The 15,064-nt window shown below is 67.2% G+C and carries 14 protein-coding genes; 3 read left to right on the top strand and 11 right to left on the bottom strand.

The annotated features are described in order from the left end of the window. Positions 1–6 precede the first annotated feature (6 nt). On the bottom strand, positions 7–1,701 hold the full coding sequence (locus BOX37_RS25465) for a molybdopterin-dependent oxidoreductase (protein WP_071929836.1): 1,695 nt from the start codon (positions 1,699–1,701) through the stop codon (positions 7–9). Positions 1,702–1,862: 161 nt separating this feature from the next. Here BOX37_RS25465 and BOX37_RS25460 point away from each other — a divergent pair, with 161 nt between their 5' ends. Then, the gene (locus BOX37_RS25460; protein ID WP_071929835.1) at positions 1,863–2,288 is read left to right on the top strand and encodes a hypothetical protein; all 426 of its coding nucleotides are present in this window, start codon (positions 1,863–1,865) and stop codon (positions 2,286–2,288) included. Between the two features lie 253 nt (positions 2,289–2,541). Here BOX37_RS25460 and BOX37_RS25455 read toward each other — a convergent pair whose 3' ends face one another. The 4 genes from BOX37_RS25455 to BOX37_RS25440 all read right to left on the bottom strand — a co-directional run bounded on the left by BOX37_RS25455 (position 2,542) and on the right by BOX37_RS25440 (position 7,773). Next, positions 2,542–4,335 carry an AMP-dependent synthetase/ligase gene (locus BOX37_RS25455; RefSeq protein ID WP_071929834.1) on the bottom strand — a complete coding sequence of 598 codons (1,794 nt, stop codon included), beginning with the start codon at positions 4,333–4,335 and terminating at the stop codon, positions 2,542–2,544. Positions 4,336–4,427: 92 nt separating this feature from the next. Next, positions 4,428–5,381 carry an alpha/beta hydrolase gene (locus tag BOX37_RS25450; RefSeq protein ID WP_071929833.1) on the bottom strand — a complete coding sequence of 318 codons (954 nt, stop codon included), beginning with the start codon at positions 5,379–5,381 and terminating at the stop codon, positions 4,428–4,430. A 29-nt stretch (positions 5,382–5,410) separates the two neighbouring features. Further along, positions 5,411–6,244 carry an SDR family NAD(P)-dependent oxidoreductase gene (locus BOX37_RS25445; RefSeq protein WP_071929832.1) on the bottom strand — a complete coding sequence of 278 codons (834 nt, stop codon included), beginning with the start codon at positions 6,242–6,244 and terminating at the stop codon, positions 5,411–5,413. Continuing rightward, positions 6,241–7,773, bottom strand: coding sequence for a flavin-containing monooxygenase (locus BOX37_RS25440; RefSeq protein ID WP_071929831.1), 1,533 nt, complete (start codon positions 7,771–7,773; stop codon positions 6,241–6,243). Before BOX37_RS25440 ends, BOX37_RS25445 begins: the two co-directional genes overlap by 4 nt. Before the next feature lie 68 nt (positions 7,774–7,841). Between BOX37_RS25440 and BOX37_RS25435 the strand changes: the two genes are divergently transcribed. Then, complete coding sequence (locus BOX37_RS25435; RefSeq protein ID WP_084760099.1) at positions 7,842–8,477, top strand: TetR/AcrR family transcriptional regulator; 636 nt, start codon at positions 7,842–7,844, stop codon at positions 8,475–8,477. Between the two features lies 1 nt (position 8,478). Here BOX37_RS25435 and BOX37_RS25430 read toward each other — a convergent pair whose 3' ends face one another. After that, positions 8,479–9,690, bottom strand: a complete 1,212-nt coding sequence (locus BOX37_RS25430) for a hypothetical protein (protein ID WP_156910539.1) — start codon at positions 9,688–9,690, stop codon at positions 8,479–8,481. 237 nt (positions 9,691–9,927) lie between these two features. Here BOX37_RS25430 and BOX37_RS25425 point away from each other — a divergent pair, with 237 nt between their 5' ends. After that, a complete protein-coding gene (locus BOX37_RS25425; protein ID WP_240505047.1) occupies positions 9,928–10,416 on the top strand; it encodes a hypothetical protein in 489 nt (162 codons plus the stop codon). A 137-nt stretch (positions 10,417–10,553) separates the two neighbouring features. On the opposite strand, the gene BOX37_RS25420 is transcribed toward BOX37_RS25425, so the two are convergent. The 5 genes from BOX37_RS25420 to pstC are packed head-to-tail and all read right to left on the bottom strand — an operon-like array spanning position 10,554 to position 15,041. Then, the gene (locus BOX37_RS25420) at positions 10,554–11,363 is read right to left on the bottom strand and encodes a winged helix-turn-helix domain-containing protein (RefSeq protein WP_084760097.1); all 810 of its coding nucleotides are present in this window, start codon (positions 11,361–11,363) and stop codon (positions 10,554–10,556) included. A gap of 7 nt (positions 11,364–11,370) precedes the next feature. After that, positions 11,371–12,162, bottom strand: coding sequence for a phosphate ABC transporter ATP-binding protein PstB (gene pstB / locus BOX37_RS25415; RefSeq protein WP_071929828.1), 792 nt, complete (start codon positions 12,160–12,162; stop codon positions 11,371–11,373). Positions 12,163–12,174: 12 nt separating this feature from the next. Beyond that, positions 12,175–13,098, bottom strand: coding sequence for a phosphate ABC transporter ATP-binding protein PstB (gene pstB, locus BOX37_RS25410; RefSeq protein ID WP_084760095.1), 924 nt, complete (start codon positions 13,096–13,098; stop codon positions 12,175–12,177). 9 nt (positions 13,099–13,107) lie between these two features. Further along, the gene (gene pstA, locus BOX37_RS25405) at positions 13,108–14,079 is read right to left on the bottom strand and encodes a phosphate ABC transporter permease PstA (RefSeq protein WP_071929827.1); all 972 of its coding nucleotides are present in this window, start codon (positions 14,077–14,079) and stop codon (positions 13,108–13,110) included. Further along, positions 14,079–15,041 (bottom strand): phosphate ABC transporter permease subunit PstC, encoded by a 963-nt coding sequence (gene pstC, locus BOX37_RS25400; RefSeq protein ID WP_071929826.1) that lies wholly within the window; start codon positions 15,039–15,041, stop codon positions 14,079–14,081. The genes pstA and pstC overlap by 1 nt, the downstream gene beginning before the upstream one ends. Between the last annotated feature and the right edge of the window lie 23 nt (positions 15,042–15,064).

Here is a 15,064-nt window from a genome sequence, read left to right as displayed (position 1 = left end):
GGCCGGTCACTGCACCTGGATGGTGAGGGTGGGGTGGCCGGTGGCGCCGTCGGGGATGACGTCGCGTTCGACGGGAGTCTGTGCTTGGCCGGTGGTGTCGGTGGTGCGGGCGCGGATGGTGTGCTGGCCGGGGGTGGCGTTCCAGTCGTAGGCCCATTGGCGCCAGGTGTCGATGGTGACCTCGGTGGACAGGCGGGCGGGGCGCCAGTCGCCGTTGTCGATCTGGACCTCCACCGCGGTGACACCGCGGTGCTGGGCCCAGGCGACACCCGCGATCACGGTGCGGCCCTGCGGGATTCGTCCGCGCCCGCGCGGGGTGTCGATGCGGGTTCCGGTCTTGATCGGGCCCTCGGCCGACCAGCCGCGCCGGGTCCAGTAGGCGGTGGCCTGGTCGAAGCGGGTGACCTCGAGTTCGGTGACCCACTTGGTGGCCGAGACGTAACCGTAGAGGCCGGGAACGACCAGCCGCGCGGGATAGCCGTGTTGTACGGGGAGCGGTTCACCGTTCATGCCGATCGCCAGCAGCGCGTCGCGGCCGTCGGTGAGGGCGGCCAGGGGGCTGCCCGCCGTCCAACCGTCGATGCTGTGCGACAGGACCATGTCGGCGCCGGGCAGCGGGCCCGCCTCGGCGAGCAACTCGTCCAATCGGTAGCCGAGCCAGCGGGCATTGCCGATCAGGTCGCCGTTGATCGGATTGGACACACACGCCAGTGTGACCAGCCGCTCGACCGGTGTGCGGCGCGCGAGATCGTCCCAGGTGAGCAGTATTTCGCGCTCGACCATGCCGTGAATGCGCAGCGACCAGGTGTCGGTGGACACCTGCGGCACGATCAGGGCGGTGTCGATGCGGTAGAAGTCGTCGTTGGGGGTGAGGTAGGGCGTGAGCTCGGGCAACCGCAGGTCGGCATCCGGCGGGAGCGCGGGCAATGGTGTTGCCGGCCGGGGCAACTCGATCGCTGCCCGCTCGGTCGATACCTCACGGCGGGTGCCACCGAGTAGTCGGCCCGCCAGCCCCGCACCGGCCGCGAGAATGCCGGTTGCCGCGATTGCGCCGAGAACGCGTCGTCGACCGGACCTCGTTGAACCAGCTGCGCGTGGGGGACGTCCATCGCCGACCTGGTCGCGTGTGTCGCCGGGGTGCGCAGCCGCTGGGTGTCGCGGCATCGAGCCCGGGTCGTTCTGCCGCACGGGATCTTCCGTGATGGTGCCATCCGTAGCGGCGGTGAGGTCCGTCGTCGATGTGGGCGATGCGGCTTGCGTCGTGTCGCTCGTCGCGGGGCGCACGGCGTCGATCCTCCCGGCGAGTCCACGCAAGGCGAGGATGCCTGCGGCAGTGCCGATCAGAGCGGGGAGCGCTCCGAAAACCCCGCCGACCCGACCTGCCCCGACGACCGCGGCGACCAACCCGAACACCGCGAAGACGACCGACCCGATCGGTCTCGCCGGGCGCTCGAGCACCCCGGCCGTTCCGGCGACGACCACCGCCACCACGCCCATGCACAGGAACAGCACGGCTTTGTCGTTGGTTCCGAAGGTCGAGATCGCCCACTCGCGCAACCCGTCGGGCGTGTGGTCCACCATGGTCGCGCCGAGTGCGTACGCGGGCGCACTGCCCGAGCCGGTGAACACCGCTACCAGTTCGGCCACGCCGAGTACCAGCGCCGCGGCGACGATTCCGCCTGCCGCTCGCAGAGACATCATGTGGTGAGCCTACTGATTCAACCGGATGGCCGGCGGACCGCGACCGGGCGCTCCGGTCGGGGGCCACTATCGGTGACCGATTCGTGACGGCGAAGCGTGGACGTACAGCAGCGTTGAAAACTACACTACGTAGTAGATATCCCGCTCGGTAGGAGGATTCCATGACCGAGACGACCACGCCCGCATCGACACTGCGCGTTGCCACCGCGGTCTTCGCCATCGCCCTGCTCGTCCACGGCTCCGACCACATGCGCCGGGGAATGAGCGTCACCTCGGCACTGGTGAACGCACTGGGCACTCTGCAGATTCTGTTCGCCCTGCTGACCGTGTTCCTGGTGTTCCGCCGCCATCCCGCGGCACCGCGCGCCGCCATGCTGATCGGCTTCGTCAGCGCTGTCGGCTTCACCATTGTGCACCTGTTCCCTGACTGGTTCGGCCCGCTCAGTGACAGTTTCATCAATGCCCCGCCGCAGGCCCGCGTCACCGCGTTCTCCTGGTTCGCGGCCCTGTTCGAGGTCGCCGCCGGCCTGGCCATCGGCATCGCGGGCACTCGCGCCCTCCGCGCGAGACAGCCGAGTCCGGCCTGACGAACGCGCGTGTGTCCGACTAGGTGTCCTTGTGGCGCTGGTAGTAGCGGGCGACGCGGGCGCGGTTGCCGCAGCGAGCCGACCTCCCCGCCGCCGAACTGCACCTGTTCGACACTGGCCACTTCGCGCTCGAGACCCCCTGTCCGAGTTCGCCCCGCTGATCGCGGACTTCCTCGACCGCATCTGACCCGCGCATGACAAAGGGCGGTGCCGACGGGATGAACCCGCCGACACCGCCCTCAGGCGCTACGACTCAGCTGTAGATCTTGTCGACCTCGCCGGCGTACTGCTTCATCACGACGGCGCGCTTGAGCGACATCTTCGGGGTGAGTTCGCCACCCTCCTGGGTCCAGTCGACCGGGAGAATGCGGATCTTCTTGATCGCTTCGGCCTTGGAGACCTTCTTGTTGGTCTCGGCGACCGCGGCGTCGATCTCGGCGACCAGCGCGTCGTTCTCGATCAGCTTCTCGATCGCGGTGTCGGCGGCGACGCCGTTGCGCTCCTTCCAACCCGGCAGAGCCTCCGGGTCCAGGGTGATCAGCGCGCCGATGAACGGCTGGCCGTCACCGACCGCCATCACCTGGCTGATCAGCGGGTGCGCGCGCAGGGAATCCTCGAGCACGGCGGGGGAGACGTTCTTGCCGCCCGCGGTGACCAGGATTTCCTTCTTGCGACCGGTGATGGTGACGAAGCCGTCGGCGTCGATGGCGCCCAGGTCGCCGGTCTTGAACCAGCCGTCCTCGAACGCCTCGTCGGTGGCCTCGGTGTTGCCCCAGTAGCCGTCGAACACGACCGAGCCCTTGAGCAGCAGCTCGCCGTCCTCGGCGATCTTGGCCGCGTGGCCCTGGATCGGGCGACCGACCGAGCCGACCCGGATGAACTGCGGGGTGTTCACCGTGAACGCGGCGGTGGTCTCGGTCAGGCCGTAGCCCTCGTAGATGGTGACGCCCGCGCCACGGAAGAAGTGTCCGAGGCGCGCGCCCAGCGGGCCGCCGCCGGACACCGCGGCCAGGCACTGCCCGCCGAGGGCCGCACGCAGCTTGCTGTAGACCAGCTTGTCGAAGACGAAGTGCTTGACCTTGAGCGCCAGGCCGGCGCCGCCGTTCTCGAGCGCCTCGCTGTAGGCGATGGCGGTATCGGCCGCAGCGTCGAAGATCTTGCCCTTGCCTGCGTCGTGCGCCTTCTGCTTGGCGGAGTTGAACACCTTCTCGAACACCCGCGGCACCGAGAGGATGAAGTCCGGCTTGAAGTCACCGAACTGCTCGACCAGGGTCGTCCAGTCCGAGCTGTGGCGGATGGTCACCTTGGAATCGAAGGCGATCAGCGCGACCGCGCGGGCGAACACATGCGCCAGCGGCAGGAACAGCAGCGTCTTCTGGCCCTCGGAGACGAAGGCGGACAGCTCGATGCCGCCCGAACGCGACTCCGCGTAGAGGTTCGCGTGGGTCAGCTGCACGCCCTTGGGCTTGCCGGTGGTGCCCGAGGTGTAGATCAGGGTCGCGGGCGAGGCCGCGCCGACCTGCTTGCGACGCTCGTGCACGACGGCGTCGTCGAGCTCGGCGCCCCGCTCGAGCAGCTTGTCGACGGCGCCGTTGTCGATCTCCAGGGTCTCGGTGAGCGCGGTCAGCGCGCCCGCCTCGATCTCCTCGATCGTGGCGCGGTGCTTGGCGTTCTCGACGACGAGCACCTTGGTCTCGGAGTCCTGCAGGATCCACTTGGCCTGCTCGGCGGCCGAGCTGTCGTAGATCGCGACGGTCACGCCACCGACGGCCCAGATCGCGAAGTCGAGCAGCGTCCACTCGTATCGGGTGGCGGCCATGATGGCGACGCGGTCACCCAGTTCGATGCCGGAGGCGATGAGGCCCTTGGCAACGCCGGTGACGGCTTTCTCGAACTCTGCCGCCGTGACGTCATTCCAGCCGCCGCTGCCGTTCGGGACGTTGAACAAGACCGTGTTCGGCGTCTCCTCGGCGAAGCGGAAGACGTTGTCGGAATTGTTCGCGTCGTCCGGGATGGTGTAGGAAGCCGGAACTTCGAACTCTCGCATCTGTGCCCTTCCAGTGGGTTCTACTCGCCAGTAATCTACGACACGTTTGGACGCGGTGCGATATCGCCGTCCAAAAAATCTGTCACCAGGACTTATCGTAAGTCGTCGATAGATACGGGCTGGATTGCTTCTCGCAGGAATTCTGCGAGTTCGCTGAGTGCCAGTGCGGCCTCGGTGACCAGCGCGGCCTGTAGTTGCGCCACATGCCACAGTCCGCGGGTCTCGGTGAATCGGACATGGACGCCCGCTCCACGCAGTGCTGTGACGAGCGTCGTGCACTGGTCGTGCAGGAGCTCGCTCACATCGACCTGCACGTAGGTGGGCGGCAGGCCGATCAGTTTTCCGGTGAGAGGCGCGTATCCTGGCTCGTTCGCGTCGCCGTCGCCCAGGTACATGGCGGCGCAGGCGAGCGACCACGGCCGGTTGATCACCAGATCGCGGTCCCGGTCCGGGACGAGCCGCGGATCGACCCAGGGTGCGATCAGGCCCAGGGCGGCCGGGGTGATCTGGTGTCGCTCGATCAGTCGCTGCGCCAGTGCCAGCGACAGGCCGCCGCCCGCCGAGTCCCCGGCGAGGCAGATCTGATCGGGCCGGTAGCCCACGTTGTCCACCAGATCCAGGAACGCGGCCTCGGCATCGTCGAGACCGGCCGGGAACGGGTGTTCGGGGGCGAGCCGGTAGTCCAGCGAGTACACCGCGCAGGAGCTCTCCCGCGCGAGCCGGGCCACCAGCGAACGGTGCGTGGTCAGCGAACCGACCACGTAACCGCCGCCGTGCAGATACAGGATCGCGCCCGCGGCACGCTCGGGCGGAACCGCCCGGGTACGCGAACCCGGGATGGCCGCCTCCGCGATGATCCGCTCGGCCGGGCGGCCGCCCAGCTGCAGGTGCTGCACGACCGAACCGTCGGGCATCAACTGCAGCAGGGAGACCGCGTCGAGCAGGGTGCGCTGCACCGCGACCGGCAGCCGCGAGTTGAGTACCACCCGGAACACCGGGTCGAGTACCGCGCGGGCGATCGGCAGCGGAATCGTGAAGTCGCGCATGGCGTCGTCGTCCTGGTCCTCGCCTCGGGTCAGTTCGGCATGAAGCGGCCGTTGACCACGGCCGAGATCCGGTTGTAGCCCGAGGCGAGGAAGCGCACGCTCACGTCGAGAACCTTGGCCTCCCAGCCGATCAGCACGCGCGAGTGCCCCTTGCGCACACCCTCGGTGATGGTCTGCGCGGCCATCTCCGGGCTGTGGATCGCCAGGTACTTGTCGAACAGCGAGGCGGTGTTGGCGCCGTCGATGCCCTCGGCGTAGGTGGCGTTGCGGGCCACCGCGGTCTTGATGCCGCCGGGGTGCACACAGGTGACCTTGACCGGTGCCTTGGAGATCTTCATCTCCTGGTACAGCGCCTCGGTGAAGCCGCGCACCGCGAACTTGGCCGAGTTGTAGGCGGCCTGACCGGGCACGGTGACCAGGCCGAACAGCGAGGACACGTTGACCACGTGACCGTCCCCGGACTCGATCAGCATCGGCAGGAACGCCTTGGTGCCGTTGACGACGCCCCAGAAGTCGACGTCCATGATGCGTTCGATGTCTTTGAAGTCGGTCTTCACGACGTCACCGTGGTAGGCGATGCCGGCGTTGTTGTACACCTGGTGCACGACGCCGAAGTGCGCCTTCACCGAGTCGGCGTAGACCAGGAAGGCCTCGCGTTCGGCCACGTTGAGCCGATCGGACTTCACCTGCGCGCCCAGCGCCTCGGCCAGCCGCACGGTCTCGGCCAGGCCCTCGGCGTCGATGTCGGAGAGCGCGAGCTTGGCGCCACGACGGGCCAGGTTCTCGGCCAGTGCCCGGCCGATGCCGGAACCGGCTCCGGTGATCACGCACACCTTGTTCGTGAAGTAAGCATCTTTGCTCACTGAGCTGCCACCACTTTCAGATCGGCTTCTGCGGTTGTCGTGTCGTAGGCCGAGACATCGAAATGCTTGGTGAGCCTACGGAATTCGAAGGTGAAATCGGGCCACAACGTGGTGTTGTTGCCGTGCTTGTCCATGTACCAGCTGGCGCAGCCGCCAGTGTTCCAGACCGTCTTGTCCATCTTCTTCTTCAGGTCGATGTTGTAGGCGCGCTGGGCGTCCTCGCGGACCTCGACCGTGCGCAGGCCCAGCTTGTCGACGGTGGCCAGCGCGTCGCTGATGTAGTTGATCTGCGATTCGATCATGAACACCATCGACGTGTGGCCCAGGCCGACGTTCGGGCCGAGCAGGAAGAACATGTTCGGGAAGTTGGCGATCGTGGAGCCCTTGTAGCCCTGCTGGCCGCCCTCGTCGAACACCTCGGCCAGGGTGCGGCCGTCCTTGCCCACCACGACGTTGTAGGTGGGCGAGTCGGTGACGTGGAAGCCGGTGGCCACGATCAGCGCGTCGATCTCGCGCTCGGTGCCGTCCTTCGTGACGATCGAACCGGCCTTGACCTCGGCGATCGGGTCGGTGACCACGTCGACGTTGTCGCGGTCCAGCGCCGGGTAGTACTCGTTGGAGATCAGCATGCGCTTGCAGCCGATCCGGTAGTTCGGGGTGACCTTCTTGCGCAGCTCCGGATCGCGGATCTCGACCTGCAGCTTGGTGCGTGAGATGGCCTCGAACGCCTTCATCAGCGGCGGGAACTTGGCCAGGCCGACGACCTGGGTCTCGCGGATGGCGTAGATGGCCGAGCGCGAGAGCTTCTGCACGATGGGCAGGTGCTTGAAGGCCAGGCGCTCGGGCAGCAGGTAGGGGCGGTCCAGGCGCGGCAGCAGCCAGGGCGCGGTGCGCTGGTAGACGTCGAGCGCGGCGACCTGGTCGGCGATGGCGGGCACGATCTGGATCGAGGAGGCGCCGGTGCCGATCACGGCGACGCGCTTGCCGGTCAGGTCCACCTCGTGGTTCCAGCGGGCGGAGTGGAAGATCTCGCCTTCGAAGTCGTTGATGCCCTTGATGTCGGGTAGTGCGGGCTCGCAGAGCGCGCCGACCGCGGAGACCACGGTGTCGGCGGTGAAATCGCCCTTGCTGGAACCGATCTCCCACCGCGCGTCGTCGTCGTTCCAGCGGATGCTGGTCACATCGCAATCGAAGACGTGGCGGTCGAGCACGTGGTAGCGCTCGGCGACGCCGCGAATGTAGGACTGGATCTCGCCCTGCTTGGAGAACGACCGCGACCAGTTCGGGTTGGGGGCGAACGAGTACGAGTACAGGTGCGAGGGCACATCGCAGGCAGCACCGGGGTAGGTGTTGTCCCGCCAGGTGCCGCCGACATCGCTGCCGCGCTCGAGGACGAGGAAATCGCCACGACCCTGCTCGCTCAACCGGATGGCCAGCCCGAGGCCCGCGAACCCGCTGCCGACGATGATCGTCTTGACGTGGCGGGTGCCGCGGTTGTCGACGACTTTGTCTGTAACCTTGCGACTCATGTACAGCAGAATACGGTCTTATTGAGGCGGAGTCAACAGTTATTGAATCAGGCTCAGTAGTGGCTAGGATGGCTGACGTGAGTATCAGGAGTTCGGCAGGGACCAAGCGCGTCCGGCTCAGTCCCGAGGAGCGGCGACTGCAGCTGATCACCCTCGGCGCGGAGATGCTGGCCGACCGGTCGCTCGAGGAAGTCTCGGTCGACGACATCGCCAAGCAGGCGGGCATCTCGCGCGGCCTGCTGTTTCACTACTTCGCCTCCAAGCAGGAGTTCCACGAGGCGATCGCGCGGCACGTGAGTACCGAGTTCTTCACCGCGATCATGCCCAACCGCGACCTGTCGCTGTTCGACATGCTGCGTGACTCGATCGAACGGTTCGTCGACTACGCCACCGAGCACTCCGCGTCCTACCGCTCCGTGCTGCGCGGGCCCGCCAGCGTCACCCCCGACATGGCCGACTACGTCAACGAAACCCGTGGCGCCATCGCCGATCTCATCGTCAGCGAACTGCCGCTGCCGCCCGAGGATCCCGACCTCGCGCGGCTCACCCTGGCCATTCGCGGCTGGATCGCGTTCGTGGAGGAGACCATTCTCACCTGGATGGTCGAGAAGCCCATCGGCCGTGAGGATCTGGTCGATCTGCTGGTCGAATCCCTGCCCGCGCTCGCGCTGAGCCCGGCGCTGATCGCGGCGCTGCGGGGCTGACTCACCCGTCGCGCGCGGGCCGTCCGAGGACCGATATTCCCAGTATCACCACACCGGCCACCGCCGCCACCGCCGCGACGACCGCCGGGGTCGGCGAGGTCCAGAACACCAGCGCCAGCGCCGCGATCGACACCACGCACCAGCGCAGCGGTCCCATGTTGCGGGCGAGGAAACGCGAGACCGGTCCCGGCGCATCCGGACCTCTGCCGCCGAGCGCGGTCTCGGCGCCCGAACGCACCGCTTCGGCGAACCGCGATGGGCCGGCCAGCACCGCGCCGACCGTGAGCACGACGCCGAGTACGGCGACCGCGCGCAGGCCCACGCGCAGCGGGTCGGTGAGGGTGTCGAAGAGAACCCGCGCGACGGCCGGTTCCAGCGGCACCTCGTGCAGATAGCGCTGGCGGCCGAAAGCGAGGGCCAGGGCGAGTGCGGTCATGGCGCCGATGAGCACGGCGCCCAGTAGCGCGATCGACTGGCGTCGTCTCGTCGCCGGGGCGATGGCGATCGCGGCGATGGCGGTGAGCAGGGCGGCCAACGGCAGCAGCTCGCCGGCGCGGTCGAGCAGGCGGGTCAGGCGCTGGGCCTGGGCTGTCCGCGGGTCCTCGAAGACGACGAAGTCCACCCGCGGCGTGGGAGATTCGTCGACGACGGTGAAGCCGCGATCGTGCAGTCTCGTCCGGACCTCGGCTGCCACCTGGTCGAGCGGGACCCGGACGGTGCCCTCGGCGTCGACCTCGAGCGGGCCCGATCCGGTCAGTGCCCCGGCCACGGTCGTGTGCGCGGCACGGTTGGCCGTGGTCCACAGTCGCGCGAATTGCTCACTGCGCACCACTGATTCGGTGGCTTCGCGGACCAGGTTCTCGGTCTGCGCGGTCAGCAGGGCGGGCAGGCTGCGCAGCGCGGCGCGCACTCGCGGCGGGGCGTCGTCTCCGGTCCGGTCGTCGGCGAGGGTGTCGGCGAGGTCGGTGGCCAGGGCCTCGACATCGAGCTGGGCGAGGATCGCCTCGGTGACCCGGTCGGTGATCGCGTCCTGGATCGTCGGGTCGGTCGCCAGGGGGGCCACGGTCTCGACATAGCGCTCGGTGTCGAGCAGTTCCGAGCGGACGTAGCGGGCGCCGACTGTGCCGAGCACGAGCACGCCGGTGAGGGTCAGGAGCAGGATCGTCACCGCGAATCGGACCCGGCTCGCCCGCGGGGGTTGCTGTGCGACCATCTGCCCTCCTCGGTGGCAGTGCTGGACGGGCTCAGAATACGACCGCGATCGGTGATCGCCGCGACCTCGGCGCGCCGGGCGCGTTGCGCGATCGATACCACGGGTGTGTTAACAGTCGTGAGTGATCTTGCGATCACCGAAAGTTATTGTGCGACTACATATTTGGTATTCCGAATTGAGACCATTGCGGTTGCTAACGACTTCGCGGGGCGGCGCGAATTACCAGGCATGAGTCTGATGAAAAGCACTGTTCGCAAGTCCTCGCTGCGTCGCGCCGGGATCGCCACCATGGCCGCCACGGCCGCCCTGATCGGGTTCAGCGGACCCGCCGCGGCACTGCCCACCGATCCCACCGTCCAGTTCACTCCGACGATCAGCCGGACCCCCGGCGCCAACTGCGCGGCCATCCTGAATGCCTGGACCGTGCCGCAGCCGAAGTCCGGTGAGTTCGGGGTCAAGGTGAAGATCACCCAGACCGGCGACTTCTGCCAGACCTACCGGGTCGCGGTGAACTGGCGCAATCTGGACACCGGCCGCACCAATGGCCAATCGCACCGGGTCGTCAACGGCGAGCTCGAGCACGCGCCGGACGGTGTGATCACCGGGATGGGTATGGGGCCCGGTGCGGGCCGGGTCGAGGCGTGGATCGTGACCACCGACGAAACCCTGCCCGAGCACCAGGAATTGGAGCACATCTCCGGACGCGCGAGCTTCACGCTCGGCTGATTCGGCCGGTGTCGGTCGGTTCGCTTGGGGCGGGCGCGCAGCTGAGCGCGCTCGCCCTGTTGGCCGAAGAGGCTGACGATTTCGACCGACTGTCGGTGACCGGTCACCCGAGCGACCAACGTCTGAGGACAGCACGACTAGGGGAGCTGGATACTCGGCCGATCGGTCGGTTCGGGCACGGTGAACAGGTAGCCGAGTCCGCGCACGGACTTGATCCAGTGCGGATTCTGCTCGTCGTCACCGAGGCGTTTGCGCAAGCGAACGATGTGAACGGTCAGGGTATTGCTGTGCTTCTTGGACCCCTCACCCCAGACCGCGTTCATGAGCTCGGTGCGCGACAGCACGGAGCCGACCCGCCCAGCGAAGTACCGCAGCAGCATGAATTCCATGGGTGGCAGTGACACGAGGGCGCCGTCCAACCAGAACTGAGGAATCGTGCCGTCGATCCGCAGCCGACCCAGATTGATCACCGGCGGCCGCAGGTCGAGCCGATCCGGCCGCGGCGCCAGGGAAACCAGCAACCGGAGCAGCTCACCCGCCCGGTACGGGCGGGGCACAACGGCGGTGGCGGCCAACTCCGTGGCGCGGGAGGTCAATTCGCCGGTGCCCGCTCCCGCGCCGACCACAACGGGCACCGTCGAGTCGATACTGCGTAGCGCGGTGAGGAAGCCCACCGCGTCGATCGGTCCGGACACCGGCCCGAGCACGATCACGTCCGGGCAACTGCGTCCGGCCACGAACAGAGCCTTGGCGGCGTCGGTGTGCCGGTGCAGCTCCACTGGTTGCCCGCTCATCGCGTCCGCGAAATCGTCGGCCTCCCGTGAGGCGTCCTCGACCAGCAGGACGGCGAGCCTGTCCGGGGTGGAACGGGCGGCCGCGAGGCAGGCCCGCCGACGCTGATGGAATGCGGATCCGCCCACATCCCAGCCATTGGCCGGTGTCGACATTGTCCGCTCAGCCGAACTTTCCGCTGATGTAGGCCTCGGTCCGGGGGTCGACCGGATCGCCGAAGATCTTCGCAGTGGTGTCGAACTCGACCATTCGGCCGGTGCGGGCCCCGCGCTCGTCGGGTGCCGCCGTGAAGAACGCGGTGCGTTGCGAGACCCGGGCGGCCTGCTGCATATTGTGCGTCACGATGATGATGGTGAACTCGCGAGCGAGCTCGGTCATCAGGTCTTCGATCTTGAGCGTCGAGATGGGGTCGAGCGCCGAGCACGGTTCGTCCATCAAGATCACCTCTGGCTTGGTGGCGATGGCTCGGGCGATGCACATGCGCTGCTGCTGTCCACCGGAGAGTTCGTTTCCGCCGGTCTTCAGCTTGTGCTTGACGTCATCCCACAGCGCGGCCTTGCGCAAGGATTCCTCGACCAGGTCGTCCATACTGTCGACCTTCATGCCGGTGACCCGAGGTCCGTAGGCGATGTTGTCGTAGATCGAACTGGGGAACGGGTTCGGCTTCTGGAACACCATGCCGATGCGGCGCCGTACCTCGATGACATCCACTTCCGGGCTGTACACATCGATACCGCGGTACGCCACGGTGCCTTCTATCCTGGCGCTGGAGACCAGGTCGTTCATCCGGTTCAGGCTGCGCAGGACGGTGGATTTCCCGCAGCCCGACGGCCCGATCAAGGCGGTGATCTCGTTGGCCGCAAAGGATATGTTGACGTCGGCGACGGCGTGGGTATCGCCGTAGTAGACGTTGAGATCCGTGCAGTCGATGACCGACCGGCTCGCGCTGTTCATTCCCTTGCTCCCTCAGCCGATCCGGCCGGATACGTACTGCTCGGTCCGTGGGTCGGCCGGCTTGATGAAAACCGTTTCGGTGTCGCCGTATTCGACGAGCTCGCCCCAGCGGTTCTGCTCATCGGCGTCGGTGGACACCATGAAGAAGGCGGTCATATCGGCGATCCGCGCGGCCTGCTGCAGATTGTGGGTGACGATGACGATCGAGTAGTCCCGCTTGAGCTCGGTGATGAGATCCTCGATCTTGCCCGTGGAGATCGGATCCAACGCCGAACACGGCTCGTCCATCAGGACCACCTCGGGCTCGGCCGCGATGGCGCGGGCGATGCACAGCCGTTGCTGCTGCCCGCCGGACAACCCGAAAGCGTTGTCGCGCAGCCGATCCTTGACGTCGTCCCAGAGCGCGGCCTTGGTCAGCGCGGTCTCCACGATCTCGTCCATGTCGCCGGACATCCGCAGCCCCCGCGGCCCGAAGGCCACATTGTCAAAGATCGACTTGGGGAACGGGTTCGGCTTCTGGAACACCATGCCGATGCGCTTGCGCACCTGCACCGGATCGATTCCCCGGTCGTACATGTCGGTGCCGTGATGGAGCAGCGATCCCTCCACTCTGGCACCGGGAATCAGATCGTTCATCCGGTTCATGCAGCGCAGCAAGGTGGACTTGCCACATCCAGAAGGGCCGATGAACGCGGTGGCGTTGCCGTGGAAGATATCCATCGTGACGTCGCTGATGGCCTTGGTGCGGCCGTAGAACACCGACAGCTCTCGAAGCTCGAAGACTTTGCCGTGCTCGGTGGTCGCCTTGTGGTGCCCGAGTCGGTCCGGATCGAGCGCGACTGCCGGAGGCGCCGCCCTTTGGGACGCGCGCGACGCGGTCTGTTCTGTCGTCAACTCGGTGACCTCCGTCGACGCTCGCAGTGCCTTATCCGCCATGTCGATCTCCTACCAGCGCTTCTCGTAGCGGTTGCGCAACCAGATCGCGAACGAGTTCATGAGCAGCAGCGTGACCAGCATGACGATCACACCGGCCGCGGCCAGGGTGTGGAACTCCTCTTGCGGACGACCTGCGTAGTTGTAGATCTGTACCGGCAGCACCGAATACCCGCCGTCGAACAACGACGGGTTGAACGTCACGAAGGTGACGGCACCGACCAGCAGCAGCGGAGCCGCCTCGCCGATCGCCCGCGACACCGCGAGAATGACGCCGGTCAGAATACCGGGCAGCGCCGCGGGCAGCACCTGCCTGCTCGTGGTCTGCCACTGGGTCGCCCCCAGCGCCAGCGATCCGTCTCGGATCGACGGGGGGACCGCCCGGATGGCCTCGCGGGAAGCGAGGATGACGGTCGGCAACACCAGTAGCGCGAGGGTGAGCGAGCCGGCCGCGGCGACGAAGCCCAGGCTCAGCGGCCCTCGGGCGATGAAGGCCAGGCCGAGGATGCCGAACACGATCGAGGGCACACCGGCCAGGTTCTGGATATTGAGTTCGATCAACCGGTTGTACCATCGGCTCTTGTCCGCGTACTCCTCCAAGTACACCGCCGCACCGACACCGAGCGGGACGATCAGCAGGATCACACCCGCGATGACGTAGATGGTGCCCAGTAGTGCGGTCCGGTAGCCCGCGGTCTCGGGCCGTAGCCGCGACGGGTTGTTGAGGATCAGATCGAGATCGAGCCGCGGCGCGCCCTGCACCAGCGACCACGCCAGCAGTGCGCACAGTCCGCCGAGCGCGAAAGCCAGCGCCAACAGCAGCAGCGCGGGAAAGATCACGTTGCCGAGCTTGGTGCCACGATCGGGTTCGCCGAAGATGTTGCCGCTCGCGGCGCGCGCTCCCGCCACCGCGAGCCGGGCGCGCTCGGTGCGTGGCCCCTTCGTTCCCACGGTGCCTGGCACCGGATCCTGGTCAGTGCGCATTACTCGTATACCTCGCGGAAGCGGCGGACCAAACGGATAGCGATCATGTTCATGGCCAGCGTCATGACGAACAGCACCAAGCCGACCGCGAAGATTCCGTTGTAGGTGATGGTGCCGGTGGCGATATCACCGGTGGCTGTGCTGCCGATATAGGCGGTCATGGTCTGGATGGACTCGGTGACTTCCCATGGCGCGATGAGCTGCGGGGTGGCACCCGCGGCGATCAGCACCACCATGGTCTCGCCGATGGCCCGCGACGAGCCGAGCACGATCGCGGCGACAATGCCGGAAATCGCGGCGGGGAACACCACCCGGGCCGAGACCCGCAGTTTGCTCGAACCCAGCGCGTAGGCGCCCTCGCGCAGACTGCGCGGCACCGCACGCATGGCGTCTTCGGCGACCGAGGCCACCAGCGGCACGATCATCAGGCCCACCGCCACGCCGGCGATGCCGACCGCGAACGGGGTGCGCCACGGGAGGAACGGGAACAGCGACTCGGCGACCGGGCGCAGGAACAGCAGCGCGAACAGGCCGATGGCCACGGTAGGGATGCCCTCGAGCACTTCGAGCATGGGCTTGACGACCCGCCGCACCCGCGCCGGGGCGTACTCGGCCAGGTAGATCGCGGAGAGTAGCCCGACCGGGATCGCTACCAGCAGTGAGATGAGTACCACGGTCAGCGTGCCGACCACGATGGGCACCACGCCGAAACTGGCATTGGAGGCGAAGTCCGGGAACCAGGCGGTGCCGAACAGGAAATCGGTCAGCGGGATCGCGCGGAAGAAGGTGATCGAGGGGACCACCAGCGAGATCACGATCGCCGTGGTGACGGCGACCGAGAGTCCCGCGCACAGTGTGAGCAGGCCCTTGATGACCTTCTCGCCGTATCGGGGGCTGGATGCCGCCAGCGACGGGACCGATTCCGGTCCTTGGCCGGCGGCATCCTTCGTTTCAGTCAACATGACATGTCTCAGTCGCTCGTCAC

Origin of the sequence: Nocardia mangyaensis (assembly GCF_001886715.1) — a bacterium.
Taxonomy (GTDB): domain Bacteria; phylum Actinomycetota; class Actinomycetes; order Mycobacteriales; family Mycobacteriaceae; genus Nocardia; species Nocardia mangyaensis.
The sequence above is the reverse complement of the archived record's forward strand: the minus strand, read 5'-3'. Positions and strand labels throughout refer to the sequence as shown.